Raw genomic sequence first — 12,899 nt, forward strand, 5'->3', positions numbered from 1 at the left:
TAACTTAATAAATCAAGGAGGACATTTTCATGACTAACACTTCAGACGTCATCGACGAGTTTGCATCCTATACAGCATGGCTTAACACGCTAACGGAATTGGATGAATCGACGTGGGAGAAACCGATTGCGACCGACAAATGGTCAATCAAAGCAATCGTCCTGCACATCGCCCATTGGGACAACCATCTGTTGAACGTCATCATCCCGGCCGTCAAAAACGGGGAAGGGATGATCTTCCCCGAGTTCGACTCGTTTAACGCGCGCGCGACCCAAAAAGCGAAACGTCTCTCTGGAGAAAAGGTGCTCCAGTTAGCCAAAACGAGTCGGAGTTCACTTATAGAAGGGCTGACGTCACTTCGTCACGAGACGATGACAATGCACACGACGGCAAACGGGGCGACCCATTGCCCGCACCAAGGTGTTCCGTACACACTTGCCTATATCGTCACCGAGTTCATCGAACATGACCGCCACCATCAGCAGCAAGTCGACCGAGTTTTAGGGGCGACGTCTTGAAGAGAAGAACGAAAGTACGAGACGTCAGACGAAGGTTGAAATGGTTGCGTTTGGATATCGCAGAACAGACCCATTCGTTTCCGACAACATTCCATGACGGGTATTGGCATAGCAAAATTCCAATCGATCAATCGTTCTTACTATCAATCGAGGAGAACAGCCGAATCCAGCAAGCCGTCATCGAGGCGATGCTAGAAGGGGGAGCTCGGCTTGTGCATCTCCGAGAAGATAAACAGTACCGGGTCGTCGTCTTGATTGACCTGCCGACGCTCTGGCAGTCCGAACTTCTCGTATTCGAAAGCGACGCACGACTAAAGGTGTTCATGGAACGCGATACGTCCGAGCAGACGTGGACGAGCTTGCCTGTCGACTCGATGTGCCTACAGCGGTTCAACCTTCCGGCGGACGTCGAGGTACATCGGTTCCATGAGCGGATTCAAGACGATGATTATACATATAGCGGGGAAGTATGGTTGCTCGTTCAATAAGCGGGCGACTTTTTTATGAAAAGACTAAATATTCTATCAATCCATATGCTATAATCCTTTCAAATCCATTTTCCATAAAAAGGATTAAATGGAATCGATGAATGAAGGGAGCCGTGACATCGGATGCGGTCGAATCAACAGTTTCACAGACGGATCGTTATATGAGAAAGGCCAAAGCCCTGTTTATATCAACGGTTTTGATTTCGTTACTGGTTGTCGCACTCATTTCATTCTCAGGTCAAGCCGCATATACATACTTTAAAGGATTGGATATTTCCGGGAGCCCTATCACGAGCTGGGTGACGGACTGTCACGACAAGCGAAAGTTGTTTGGGATTATCGAAGTGGTTGACACCAATCGTTGGTGCGGCGGTGGCGCTGACGAAGATTCTGCGTCTAAGTCTTCTGGAAGTGGGCGCATTGTTGGACCATCGGATGAGGAAGGTGGCACACCGAGAGGAAATTCGGATGACTTGTCTCCGTCATATGGGGAACCATCCAATGACGAAGCCGATCGCCTATCGTTGTTACCATACATTCTCAGCGCTAGCCTTCTGTTAATTGGCGCATGGTTGTGGCGTAGGCGACGTCTCAACAAAAAACTGAGTGGCTCCGTATCGACAGACGAAGTGAACCACTCAAGTCAAGAACCAGAAGAAAGGTTCGAGCAGTCCCCACGCTCAATCCATCCGTTGCCGGATTCCCCGTTGCGGCAACATCTAATTCAATTTGAGCAAGCGCTGCCGCCACAACAACGACGACGGCCGTTCGAGACGTTATCTGCTTGGGCGAATCGTATCCAGCTCGACGCCTCACTTTTGAGCTATTTAGAGACCCGGTATGACCAAGTCGAAATCACGCCACAACGGGAAGAAGCGTTCAAACAACAGCTCGATGCCCACTTACTTCGCCTAGAAAAGGAGCCACCCTTATGACCATCACACGCGTGCTCGAACAACTCGACCAAATCTATCTTGGAAAACCTGACATCACGCGCCTCTGTTGCACGGCGCTACTCGCGAACGGACACATCTTGTTAGAGGACGTCCCAGGCACGGGGAAGACGCTCCTCGCCAAAAGCATCGCGAAGAGCTTCGAGGCGGAGTTCACACGGATCCAGTTCACGGCCGACCTGCTTCCAAGTGATATCATCGGTGCTGACTACTTCAACGTGCAGACGCAGACGTTCGAAAATCGGACGGGCCCAATCTTCACGAATATCCTCTTGATTGACGAGGTCAACCGGGCCGTCCCTCGGACACAGTCGGCGTTACTCGAGGCGATGGAAGAGCGGCAAGTGTCGATTGGCGGGGTCACGTATCAACTGCCGGAACCGTTCTTCGTCATCGCGACACAGAATCCGATTGAGTCGGCAGGGACGTTCGCCTTGCCGGACGCACAACTCGACCGCTTCTTGATGTCGCTCCAAGTCGGCTATCCCGAGGCGGCGGAAGAACGGCAACTGATTTTACAGACGATCTCGAAGACACGTCACGCCGTCCATGCCCTCATGTCGTCCGAGACGTTTTTAGCGGCACAGCAAGAAGTCGAGGAGGTTCGCATCCATGAGGACGTCGTGACCTATCTACTCGCCCTCATCCAAGAGACGCGGAACCATCCGCTCGTCGAAGTCGGGGCCAGCCCTCGTGCGACACTCGCCCTCGTCAAGGCGTCTCAGGCGTATGCCTACATCGAGAATCGTCGCTTCGTGACGCCAGAAGATGTCCAAGCCGTCGCGACGCATGTCCTCGCGCATCGGTTGACGCTCACGCTCGAAGGAGACGTGAAATCAACGAAACGGGCCGTCCTCGCCGACATCTTGGAGCGCGTCGACGTCCCGGTCGAGAAGGTGTGAGGATGCGACAGGTCGAAGTCAGTACACCGTCCCTTTTAGATGAAAAGCTTTGGCCAGCCTACACAGGGATACTCGTCTTCTTCGTCTGGTTCCCCTACGTCTGGCCGTTCGCTTACCTGGCTGGCGTGATTCTCGGGCTGATGCTCGTACGAAAATGGCTGACGAAGCAAATCGTCGGGGTGACAGGCTTGTCGTTCCATCAAAAGGAGCAGTTGTTGTTCGTGAATGATCGCGTCTCACTCAAGATGGACGTGACAGGCATCGAGCAACTTGAGACGCTCGGGATCCCGACATCAATCCGTCTGGTCACGGGGCACGGCTTGACGTTTGACGAAGATCAGTCCGTGCACACCTTACAGCTTCGTCATGAATCGAGCTATTTGCTTTCAATCCACGCGAAGCGACGAGGTCCCGTCCAAATCGAAGAATGCACTCTTCAGTTCAAGCTCCCGTTTTGGCTCGGCACCATCTTCCTCACCGGTTTTACGCTTCCGTCCTGGATTATCCTTCCGTCCATCACGAGACAGAACCGATTCGACTCGCGCCTTGTTCGGATGGGAGACCGACTCGTCAAACATTCACCGCTCAACGACCCGTTGATGATTCAAAGCACAAAACGGTACGAGCAAGAGCCGGTCAAACAAATCGACTGGGTCGCGACAGCGAAGACAGGGAAGCTGCAGGCGAAAGTGTTTCAACGCCAAAACCTCGATACGTTCACACTCGCACTCGACTTGAGCGGTCCGCTCGGGAATGGCCTCCACGGGCGTTACGAAGAGTTGATTCAACAAGCCGCTTATCTGGTATCCTATTTGGTGAAGGAAGATTGTAAAGTCGAGCTGTTCATCAATCGGTTAGACGCCGATAATCAGATTGACCACCTGCGGATGAGTGACGGTCGCAAACAATTGCGCCTCGCCCTCGTACGTTTGGCGTGGGTCCATGAATCCGATCGATTCGTCGCTTCGAAACGGTTCAATCAAATCATCGAGCGACAGAAGCATCCGCATGCGGAAGTGATTCGGATTGACGCGTTACTGCTGAACCGGATCGCTGTCGGTTGAAAGGAGTTATGACATGTTTCGCCTGATCACATCATTCGCTTTAGCCGGACTCTTCACGCTCGGTACTACGTCAGCCATGGCCGCGCCGACAGAACGGTCAGCAGAGCAGTTTGCAGAAACACATTTCGAGTCGATCGTCCTTGATCATATCGAAGGAGACGATCCGAGTAACTATCACTTGACGGAAAGTCGCACCATCTCGTTCGGTCCACTGCACGAAGTGATGATGGCCGCACAATCCTGTTATTCGCCAGATGACGCGTGTACGTTCGTCTCAAGTAAAGAATACGTCTCGGCCGTCCTACAAGACGGAGAAGCGAGAAACGTCATCGGTACGTACGAGCAAGAACCAGGCGTCTTTGCCTTCTCCACGTTCGGGTATGGTGACGAGTTGGCCGTCGCCTTAGCCGATGTGTCCGGTACATTGGTCCATTCCGCGCGAGAGAACGCCTGGTTTGACTATGATGGGGAGACGCTGACCGCCTTGACGACCGATGCGAAACGGCTCATCGCCGGAGACACGATCACGCTCGAGATGTATCAGAAACTCTTGGTCGAGACACGTTCAAACGTTCAAGGTTCCGCGGAGGATGCCCTTACGGGTGGTTCAAGTGACGTTCAGACGACCAAACCGACATCATATCGCATGCTTGGCCTCGCGTTGTTGGCGGGACTCCCGCTCGGTTATCTCTTGTATCGGAGGCGATGGAAAAGATGACTATAAAACGTCCGTGGTTGCATGAAGTCGATGCAGCCACGGCTTTCTTTGTACGGCGACACGCGATGCACTCAGATGCGTTTGAACAAAAGACGATACGCTTATCAAGTTCGAACGATGGGACGTTATGGAAAGTCGACCGTAATGAATTCGACCGCGTCTACAATCAAGAACTTGATGACAAGTATCGTACGGTTCGTCGACAAGCTGCTGACATCTTCTCGTTTCATCCAGGTGATATACACATCGATGAAAGTTTCACGGATGCAACGATGCTACGTTACCTCGTCTTGCATCCGTTCACCCGTGATGTCTACGTCGATGTCGCTCCATCTGGGGTCGTCGAGACGGTGTATGTCTGGATGCATCCGAGCGAGGTGTGTAAACAGAATGACCGAGTCACTCGTGTGACGCTAGACGTCTCAAACATCGCGACGGAAACCGAGCTGCATGAACTATTGAACGAACAGTTACAATTCCCTTCGCACTATGGTATGAACTGGGACGCATTTTGGGACGTCATCACCGATGAGAACGGATTGCCGGACATTGTGGAGCTACACGGTTGGACGGAGTTTGAGCGGCGATTGCCTGAGGCGGCAGACATGCTCGCGACCAGTTTTACGGACTACACGAACGAGCCGGACTTGAAACCGTGTCGAATCATCTATCATCAGACAGAGATGCTGATTTTACCGAGCCAGGCATTAAAAGAGGGAGAAGCAAATCGCCTGATCTACCGACATCTCACCGGAGAAGCTTTCCCGTTACGCGTGGAACGGAAGACTTCGGTACGGTTACCAAAGAGACATCGTTTCTCGTTTGAATGCTTAGAAGAGGAGTCTGTCACATCCGGAATCGTTCATAATCATGAGTCGATTGCCCCATGGCTGACACTTTCCCGTGACGAACATTGCCAAGACGTTGTCACGTTCTCAAATGAGACGGATTGGTTGGTAAGCTATTACCGTGAGGGGCTGACACTCCAAGGGACGAATATTGAATCCGTTGAATCGATCGATACAGCGGATTACGAGACGTTTTTTCGTCACGTGACACGTGGTGCGTATCCGATTGAATTGACGTTCTGTTTCGGTGGTACAATTGCTCTAAGCGAGACGGTCTATCGATTGACGCTACATGGCGCAGCATGGGAGAAGTTGATTGAAGAAACGTTGTTACCTCAATTAAAGATTCCAAAAGCAAAAAGGTTTCGGCAGTCTTTTTCATCAACTACACCTGTACAGTCACTCGAGACATTTCTAGGAGAATTCCATCCTCATATCTTTGGAAACTTCGTACTGGCGCATGATGCGGACGATGTGTATCATTTTCTCGACCATGTGAACGGTTCAATCAAGCGGTTTTACTTCAAATAAGTGAGAAAGGGAGTCTATGAATTATGGCTTTACTTTACATTCCGATATACGCGTTTGAAGAATATGAGATGATTGAACTTATTAAACGGCATATTCAGTTGACCGATTATCCGGTTGAAGTCGAATACAATCAGGTAATAGACAATAATAAAAAAATAATAAGCTTTAAAAATAAAGAGATGGAAAAGACAATTGATAAACGCACACTCTTCACAGAAAAAGATCTTCATCTTCTTTTACAGCACATAGAGTTGAATCAAGATATTGATTCTATTCGCTTAGCTTCGACTGGTGACTTATCGATTGTGATTTATCGAGATGCATTATTGATTGCGAGTGAATCCGTGAAAACAATCGATACTGTGACACTCGATTATGAATCTTTCTTTAATAAAGTGCTTTGCAGTCCAATTTTTCCAATCCAGCTTACATTCTGTTTCGGTGGAACGACCCAGCAACCGGAGCGTGTATATCAATTGACTTTAGAAGATGTTGCGTGGGACAGATTACTCGAGTCGCATTTGGTCCCGCAGCTTCGATTACCGATTCATAAATTACTCATAAAGAGACTATATTCTTCAAAATCGGAACTTGATGTATTCATGAAAGTTCACAATCCAACGGAATTAGGAAATTTTGTGATGAGTCGCGATGCAGCAAATCATTACCATTTTCTCGATCATGTGAATGGAACGATTATAAAATTTTAATACAAAGGGAGTAAACGAATTTGAACTATTTACAACACCTTGAATCCCACTGTGGAGAATTCACGAATCAATTCGAGACGGACGATTTGTTAGAGCAGGCCGTGCAGTTCTTGCAGTTCAATGACAGTCCTACGACCGATTCGTATACCATCTCGACGCTAGGCCTTCATTGGCATACGCTGCAAAACGAGGACGGCACACAGACACATCAAGAGCTCCTATTGAGCTTCAAGCAAAAACGTTCGTATGAAGACGTGCTCGAGTTGCTGTGGCAATTAACGACGCATGCGCTCGAGACACATCACGCCTTCAAACTCGGCGAGTATTTCGAACTCCCCCCGAACGTTTTCAAACGATTGAACTTCTCAGCAATCTATGTGGCGAAACCTTTTTATTTTGATGAGTCGTTTCATGCGTATGAAGGGGACGAACAAACCGTAGTCCCGTTCTGGTTCATTCCCATCTTCCCATCTGAAGAAGCGTTCATCGAAGCGAACGGGGTAGAACGGTTCAACGAAGTACTTTATAAAACAGATGATGCGTTACTCGATTTGAAACGCAAACCGCTCGTCTGAACCACACAAAAACACCGCTCCACGCAAATCGCGTCGAGCGGTGTTTTCACATGTACGGCCCGTTCGCCTGGACGACGAACTGCGAGTGCTCGTAATGATAGGTGATTCGTGAGTAGTCGAACGGCTTCCCGTTCGTCAGATGGAAAATCGTCTCGATGCGGAGCGTCGGGTCGTCCATTTTCAGACCAAGATATCCGGCCTCCGTCTCGTTCAGTCGCCCGACCTGCATATACATATCAGAAAACCCGATCGTGATGCCGAGCGCACTTTGGACGTAGTCGAAAATCGAGTCGGCGACAATCTCCCGATTCAAATAGGGCACGATCGCCTTCACATAATACGACTCCTCGTAACAAAAGACTTCCCCGTCGACGTAACGGACTCGTTCGACGCGATACACGTCATTCGACACGTCAATCCCTAAGTTTCTAGCGACGTCTTCACTCGGTTTCGTGATCGACACGTCGAGCACGTCCGACGTCAAGACGCGGTCGCCGAGGTTGCTTTTGAACCCTTGCGTCGAGAACAGGCTCATGTAGCCCGGGCGGTTGTGACGTCGGACGAAGATCCCGCTTCCCCGCAACTGGAAGATGACACCGCGACGTTCAAGCAACTCGAGCGCCTTCGTGACGGTGCTCTTACTGACGCCATATTGGCTCATCAACTGCTCGAGCACGGGCAACTTATCCCCTTGTTTTAAATCCTGATCATTAATGTACTGCTCAATTGCTGCTGCAATCTGTTGGTATTTTAGCATCCTTGTCCCTCATCTACATTGTCATGGTGCCCCTATTATATCATACGACCGTTAAAAGAATGGTCACACAAATATTTTATATCGGTCTTGATTAATTGTACCGGTACAATTATAGTAAGAGTGTACAAAATGTAAGCGTTATATCAAAGGAGGGTTTTCACTTGAGTAAAGTTCGGGATTATTCAAAGCTCGCCCGTGACATTTTAGATGCGGTCGGTGGGGAAGAGAACGTCATCAATGCTGCGCGTTGCGCGACACGGCTTCGCCTCGTGTTGAAACGGTCGAATCCGCAAGCGAAAGAGAAAGTCATGGCGATGCCGGGGGTCATCACGGTCGTCGAGACGGGTGGTCAATTCCAGGTCGTCATCGGGCAACATGTCGGGGAAGTGTTCGATGAGTTCTCGAAACTCGTGAAGATGGAGACGAATGAGACGGAAGAAGGCAATAAAGGGACCGTCCTCAACCGCATCATCGCGACGATGTCTGCCGTGTTCGCTCCGTTCATTTATATTTTAGCGGCCGCGGGGATTTTGCAGGGGACGCTCATCATCACGACGCTTCTCTTCGAAGGGTTCGCCGAGACCGGGACGTACGAAGTGTTCAGCTTCATCTCGTGGGCGCCGTTCACGTTCTTGCCGATCTTTATCGCCATCACCGCGTCGAAGCATTTCAAGACGAACACGTTTATCGCCGTGGCGGCGAGCGCGGCATTGGTCAGTCCGACATGGGCCGAGATGGCAGCACGCATCACGTCAGGGGAGACGATCAGTTTTCTCGGGCTCGCCTTATCGGGAACGACGTACACGTCGTCCGTCTTGCCTCCGCTCTTTCTCGTCTGGATCTTATCTTACGTCGAGCGGTTCTTGAACCGACATATGAACGAGGTCATTCGACCACTGTTCGTCCCGTTCTTCAGTTTGGTACTCATGGTGCCGCTGACGATCCTCGTCATCGGACCGATCACGACGATGGGTGCGGTCGGGATTGCGAACGGCTATAACTTCTTAGCAGAGAACGCGCCGATGCTCGCCGGTGCCATCATCGGTGGCCTCTGGCAAGTCGTCGTCATCTTCGGTGTCCATTGGGGCGTCACGCCGATGGTGCTCGCGAACTTTGATTTATACGGCCGCGACTCGTTCCAGGCGTATCAAACGATTGCCGTCATCGCCCAAGTCGGCGCCGTTCTTGGTGTCATCTTGAAAGCGAAGAGTCAAGAGACGAAAAAAGTCGGCGTCTCGGCTGGAATCACCGGTCTGTTCGGGATTACGGAGCCTGCCATTTATGGGGTCACGCTCCGTTTCAAAAAGCCATTCATCTTCGGCTGTATCTCAGGTGCGATTGGTGCCATCGTCGCCAGCTTCTTCAACCCGTACTACTTCGCCTATGCCGGTCTTCCAGGTCCGCTCACGCTCGTGAACGGGATCAGCTCGGACGTCCCTTCGTCAATCTGGGGACTGTTGATCGGGACGGCCATCGCCATCATTCTCCCGGTCGTCTTGATTCAACTCTTCGGTTTTGGAGAAGATACGGCGAAACAAGTGACAGAAGTGGCAGAAACACCGGCGACGGCGGAAGCGAGTGCGACGCTCGTTCAGGAAGAGACGATCGTCTCACCGGTGTCAGGGAAAGTCCTCGCGTTGAACGACGTCCCGGACGACGTGTTCGGCTCCGGGGCGATGGGGAAAGGTTACGCCGTCGAGCCAGACGGGAATAACGTCGTAGCCCCGTTTGACGGGACGGTCGTCATGGTCGCACCGACGAAACATGCCATCGGGCTCCGCTCGAACTCAGGCATCGAGCTCTTGATTCACGTCGGTCTCGATACGGTGACGCTCGATGGGAAACCGTTCACCGTGCATGTGAAGGATGGGGATCCCTTCAAAGCGGGCGATGTGTTGACGACGTTCGACCGTGACATGATCGTAGCCCATAACATCTCGACGATTACACCGGTCATCGTAACGAACAGTGCGACATACGCCGATGTACTTGTTCAATCAAACGAAAAGACAGACACAACACAAGCGATGCTCACGGTTGTGAACAATTAAGGAGGAACTACAATGAAAACATTACCAAACGACTTTTTATGGGGCGGCGCACTGGCCGCTCACCAATTTGAAGGTGGCTGGGACGCAGACGGCAAAGGACCGAGCGTCGTCGACGTCTTGACGGCTGGTGCCCACGGCGTCGCCCGTCGCATCACGGACAAGGTCGAACCGAACGAGTTTTATCCGAACCATGAGGCGATCGATTTCTACCACCGCTATAAAGAGGATGTCGCCTTGTTCGCCGAGATGGGCTTGAAGTGTCTCCGTACCTCGATCGGCTGGAGCCGGATTTTCCCAAACGGGGACGACTCAGAACCGAATGAGGCCGGTCTCAAGTTTTATGACGACTTGTTCGACGAGCTGTTGAAGCACGATATCGAGCCGATCATCACGTTGTCGCACTTCGAGATGCCGCTCCACCTCGCACGCGAGTACGGCGGGTTCCGCAACCGTGCCGTCGTCGACCACTTCGTCCGTTTCGCCGAGGTCTGTTTCGACCGCTACAAAGACAAGGTCAAATACTGGATGACGTTCAACGAGATCAACAACAAGATGGACGTCAACAACCCGCTCTTCTTATGGACGAACTCAGGCGTCATCGTCGAAGAAGGAGAGAACGCGCGTGAAGTCATGTATCAGACGGGCCACCACGAGTTGATCGCGAGCGCCCTCGCCGTCGCGAAAGGGAAGGCGATCAACCCGGACTTCGAGATTGGGGCGATGGTGTCCCACGTACCGATCTATCCGTACTCGTCGAACCCGGACGACGTCATGCTCGCTGAAGAGATGATGCGTCAGCGTTACTTCTTCCCCGACGTGCAAGTGCGCGGTGTTTATCCGAGCTACGCCTTGAACGAATTCGAACGTGAAGGCTATACGATTCCGTTCCTTGAAGGAGACGAGGAGATTTTGAAAAACGGGACCGTCGACTACCTCGGATTCAGCTACTACATGTCGACGACGGTGAAAAGTGACGTCGTCGCCGACAACAGCGGCGATATCGTCAACGGCGGTCTACCGAACGGCGTCGAGAACCCGTATATCAAGTCGAGCGACTGGGGATGGGCGATCGATCCGGTCGGTCTCCGCTACGTGCTCAACCGACTGTATGACCGCTATCAAATCCCGCTCTTCATCGTCGAGAACGGATTCGGTGCCGTCGATGAGATCGTTGACGGGAAGATTCATGATGCGGCCCGTATCGACTATTTGAAGGCACATATCGAGCAGCTGAAAGAGGCGGTCGTCTACGATGGCGTCGACTTGATCGGCTACACGCCATGGGGCATCATCGACATCGTCTCGTTCACGACGGGCGAAATGAAGAAACGGTACGGCATGATTTATGTCGACCGTGACAATGAGGGCAACGGCTCGATGGAGCGGATGAAGAAAGACTCGTTCGATTGGTACAAGCACGTGATCGAGACGAACGGGGAAGCGCTCGCGTACGAACCGGTCAAGTAATCTCAGACTCCTTTTGATGATCTCGATGATCGTCAAAGGGAGTTTTTTGTATAATGAAGAAGTGAGAGAAATGAGGGGAAAAGATGGGGCACATTACCATTCGTCTAGATTCGAGCGTAAACGCGCAGCGCGACCGGAACTGGGCAAAGAAACACATCACAGCGATTCACTCATCGTACGTCTTTGAAGAATTGTTATCACGTGCGTTGTCACGCTTCGTAGAGAGCGGAGACATTCGTTTCAAAGACCCTAATCTTGTAGGGATAAACCTAATCCATGCTGAGACAAATCGTACATATAACACGCATACGTATGATGACACACATCATCAACTCGTGACACACGAGTTCACGCATGAGATGTTCGATTATGAGACGTATGAGATGATGCTTGAAGAGAAAGAGAAGTTTCAGCAGTTCGCAATGGTCATTCGGGACGTGCTCGTGCCGTTGTTAGAAGTTCAGATGATTAGCTCGGAACGGCCGATTTCTGACATGATCGAGCATTGCCTGAAGCAGATTGAAATGAACGACTATAAGTTGGTCGCCTTGCTGAATAAGACACCGAAATCGAACAAAAAACGTAATCGGATTGTGCTTTTCAAATTGATTGTCTTGGTGACAGGCGCGTCGTTTTGGATTGAAGGGTACGAACGAGGTATAAGACTGTTTCAAGAGAATGTGATTGAGGAGATTGCGAGCCCGTACGCGTTCTCGTTGTATTTCGGAACGAGTCGTTGGGAATCAGACGATGTGTTTATCATTCAATCTGACGTCCGGAACTGGAATGCACGCGTCGACTTCAGAAGTGGGGACATCGACATCTATAAGCGAGAGCGCAATTAAAAAGAGGAAACACCATGAACAAAATTGAGTTGAAGTTCAATCGGGTCGTAAAGATGATTGAGAAGTATCCAGAAGTGTTTACATACGGTTCAGGAGCTTCGGAAGCAGCGATTCGTGAGGCGGAGGAACAACTGAATGTGACGTTTCCGCCGATGTATCGAAAATTTTTGGAGTCATATGGCTATCTAGTCGTGGACGAGGATGCCCTATGGGGGATCTCACCAGATAGCAGTGAATATGATGTCGTGATTCGAACAAATCGATTTCAATAGGAATCATCATTTCTATGAGAAGCTCGGCTATAAACGACAGGGACAGCATCAGGTCAATCATAAACTGATATTGATTGATTATGTAAAGAAGATGTAAGTGTAGAAGTACCATTCAAAAATTCATAGCCATTAATGAATAGGTCAGGTGACCCGCTATAAAGCAAAATGGAGAGGCTGGGACATAACTAGCCAGTTCTAAA

Annotated in this window: 14 protein-coding genes; 13 read left to right on the forward strand and 1 reads right to left on the reverse strand. The window is 50.7% G+C overall.

The window, feature by feature from the left end; translation table 11 throughout:
- Positions 1 to 29 precede the first annotated feature (29 nt).
- The 9 genes from RT52_RS04915 to RT52_RS04955 all read left to right on the forward strand — a co-directional run bounded on the left by RT52_RS04915 (position 30) and on the right by RT52_RS04955 (position 7,307).
- Complete coding sequence (locus RT52_RS04915) at positions 30 to 518, forward strand: DinB family protein (protein ID WP_034815441.1); 489 nt, start codon at positions 30 to 32, stop codon at positions 516 to 518.
- On the forward strand, positions 515 to 1,006 hold the full coding sequence (locus RT52_RS04920) for a DUF3916 domain-containing protein (RefSeq protein WP_081852654.1): 492 nt from the start codon (positions 515 to 517) through the stop codon (positions 1,004 to 1,006). Before RT52_RS04915 ends, RT52_RS04920 begins: the two co-directional genes overlap by 4 nt.
- Positions 1,007 to 1,167: 161 nt before the next feature.
- Complete coding sequence (locus RT52_RS04925; RefSeq protein ID WP_051622597.1) at positions 1,168 to 1,941, forward strand: hypothetical protein; 774 nt, start codon at positions 1,168 to 1,170, stop codon at positions 1,939 to 1,941.
- On the forward strand, positions 1,938 to 2,861 hold the full coding sequence (locus tag RT52_RS04930) for an AAA family ATPase (protein WP_034815444.1): 924 nt from the start codon (positions 1,938 to 1,940) through the stop codon (positions 2,859 to 2,861). The genes RT52_RS04925 and RT52_RS04930 overlap by 4 nt, the downstream gene beginning before the upstream one ends.
- Before the next feature lie 2 nt (positions 2,862 to 2,863).
- Positions 2,864 to 3,925 (forward strand): DUF58 domain-containing protein, encoded by a 1,062-nt coding sequence (locus RT52_RS04935; protein ID WP_245175464.1) that lies wholly within the window; start codon positions 2,864 to 2,866, stop codon positions 3,923 to 3,925.
- Between the two features lie 13 nt (positions 3,926 to 3,938).
- On the forward strand, positions 3,939 to 4,643 hold the full coding sequence (locus RT52_RS04940) for a hypothetical protein (protein WP_034815446.1): 705 nt from the start codon (positions 3,939 to 3,941) through the stop codon (positions 4,641 to 4,643).
- Positions 4,640 to 6,022, forward strand: coding sequence for a barstar family protein (locus RT52_RS15985; protein ID WP_051690270.1), 1,383 nt, complete (start codon positions 4,640 to 4,642; stop codon positions 6,020 to 6,022). The genes RT52_RS04940 and RT52_RS15985 overlap by 4 nt, the downstream gene beginning before the upstream one ends.
- Positions 6,023 to 6,045: 23 nt before the next feature.
- Complete coding sequence (locus RT52_RS04950; RefSeq protein ID WP_034815448.1) at positions 6,046 to 6,732, forward strand: hypothetical protein; 687 nt, start codon at positions 6,046 to 6,048, stop codon at positions 6,730 to 6,732.
- A gap of 20 nt (positions 6,733 to 6,752) precedes the next feature.
- Positions 6,753 to 7,307 (forward strand): suppressor of fused domain protein, encoded by a 555-nt coding sequence (locus RT52_RS04955; protein WP_034815449.1) that lies wholly within the window; start codon positions 6,753 to 6,755, stop codon positions 7,305 to 7,307.
- A gap of 46 nt (positions 7,308 to 7,353) precedes the next feature.
- On the opposite strand, the gene RT52_RS04960 is transcribed toward RT52_RS04955, so the two are convergent.
- Positions 7,354 to 8,064: a GntR family transcriptional regulator gene (locus tag RT52_RS04960; protein ID WP_034815451.1), complete on the reverse strand. Its 711-nt coding sequence runs from the start codon at positions 8,062 to 8,064 to the stop codon at positions 7,354 to 7,356.
- 161 nt (positions 8,065 to 8,225) lie between these two features.
- On the opposite strand from RT52_RS04960, the gene RT52_RS04965 reads away from it, so the two are divergent.
- The 4 genes from RT52_RS04965 (at position 8,226) to RT52_RS04980 (ending at position 12,699) form a co-directional block, all read left to right on the forward strand.
- Positions 8,226 to 10,115, forward strand: coding sequence for a beta-glucoside-specific PTS transporter subunit IIABC (locus RT52_RS04965; RefSeq protein ID WP_034815453.1), 1,890 nt, complete (start codon positions 8,226 to 8,228; stop codon positions 10,113 to 10,115).
- Positions 10,116 to 10,127: 12 nt separating this feature from the next.
- Positions 10,128 to 11,582, forward strand: coding sequence for a 6-phospho-beta-glucosidase BglA (bglA, locus tag RT52_RS04970; RefSeq protein ID WP_034815455.1), 1,455 nt, complete (start codon positions 10,128 to 10,130; stop codon positions 11,580 to 11,582).
- Positions 11,583 to 11,665: 83 nt separating this feature from the next.
- Positions 11,666 to 12,427 carry a hypothetical protein gene (locus tag RT52_RS04975; RefSeq protein WP_034815457.1) on the forward strand — a complete coding sequence of 254 codons (762 nt, stop codon included), beginning with the start codon at positions 11,666 to 11,668 and terminating at the stop codon, positions 12,425 to 12,427.
- Positions 12,428 to 12,441: 14 nt separating this feature from the next.
- Positions 12,442 to 12,699 carry an SMI1/KNR4 family protein gene (locus RT52_RS04980; RefSeq protein ID WP_034815459.1) on the forward strand — a complete coding sequence of 86 codons (258 nt, stop codon included), beginning with the start codon at positions 12,442 to 12,444 and terminating at the stop codon, positions 12,697 to 12,699.
- Positions 12,700 to 12,899: the final 200 nt, after the last annotated feature.

The sequence above is a fragment of the Exiguobacterium alkaliphilum 12/1 genome (assembly GCF_000714435.1).
Lineage (GTDB): Bacteria > Bacillota > Bacilli > Exiguobacteriales > Exiguobacteriaceae > Exiguobacterium > Exiguobacterium alkaliphilum.

Coding starts and splice junctions, on each gene's coding strand:
- RT52_RS04915 (WP_034815441.1), top strand. CDS start 30: ATGACTAACACTTCAGACGTCATCGACGAGTTTGCATCCTATACAGCA.
- RT52_RS04925 (WP_051622597.1), top strand. CDS start 1,168: ATGAGAAAGGCCAAAGCCCTGTTTATATCAACGGTTTTGATTTCGTTA.
- RT52_RS04930 (WP_034815444.1), top strand. CDS start 1,938: ATGACCATCACACGCGTGCTCGAACAACTCGACCAAATCTATCTTGGA.
- RT52_RS04935 (WP_245175464.1), top strand. CDS start 2,864: ATGCGACAGGTCGAAGTCAGTACACCGTCCCTTTTAGATGAAAAGCTT.
- RT52_RS04940 (WP_034815446.1), top strand. CDS start 3,939: ATGTTTCGCCTGATCACATCATTCGCTTTAGCCGGACTCTTCACGCTC.
- RT52_RS15985 (WP_051690270.1), top strand. CDS start 4,640: ATGACTATAAAACGTCCGTGGTTGCATGAAGTCGATGCAGCCACGGCT.
- RT52_RS04950 (WP_034815448.1), top strand. CDS start 6,046: ATGGCTTTACTTTACATTCCGATATACGCGTTTGAAGAATATGAGATG.
- RT52_RS04960 (WP_034815451.1), bottom strand. CDS start 8,064: ATGCTAAAATACCAACAGATTGCAGCAGCAATTGAGCAGTACATTAAT.
- bglA (WP_034815455.1), top strand. CDS start 10,128: ATGAAAACATTACCAAACGACTTTTTATGGGGCGGCGCACTGGCCGCT.
- RT52_RS04975 (WP_034815457.1), top strand. CDS start 11,666: ATGGGGCACATTACCATTCGTCTAGATTCGAGCGTAAACGCGCAGCGC.
- RT52_RS04980 (WP_034815459.1), top strand. CDS start 12,442: ATGAACAAAATTGAGTTGAAGTTCAATCGGGTCGTAAAGATGATTGAG.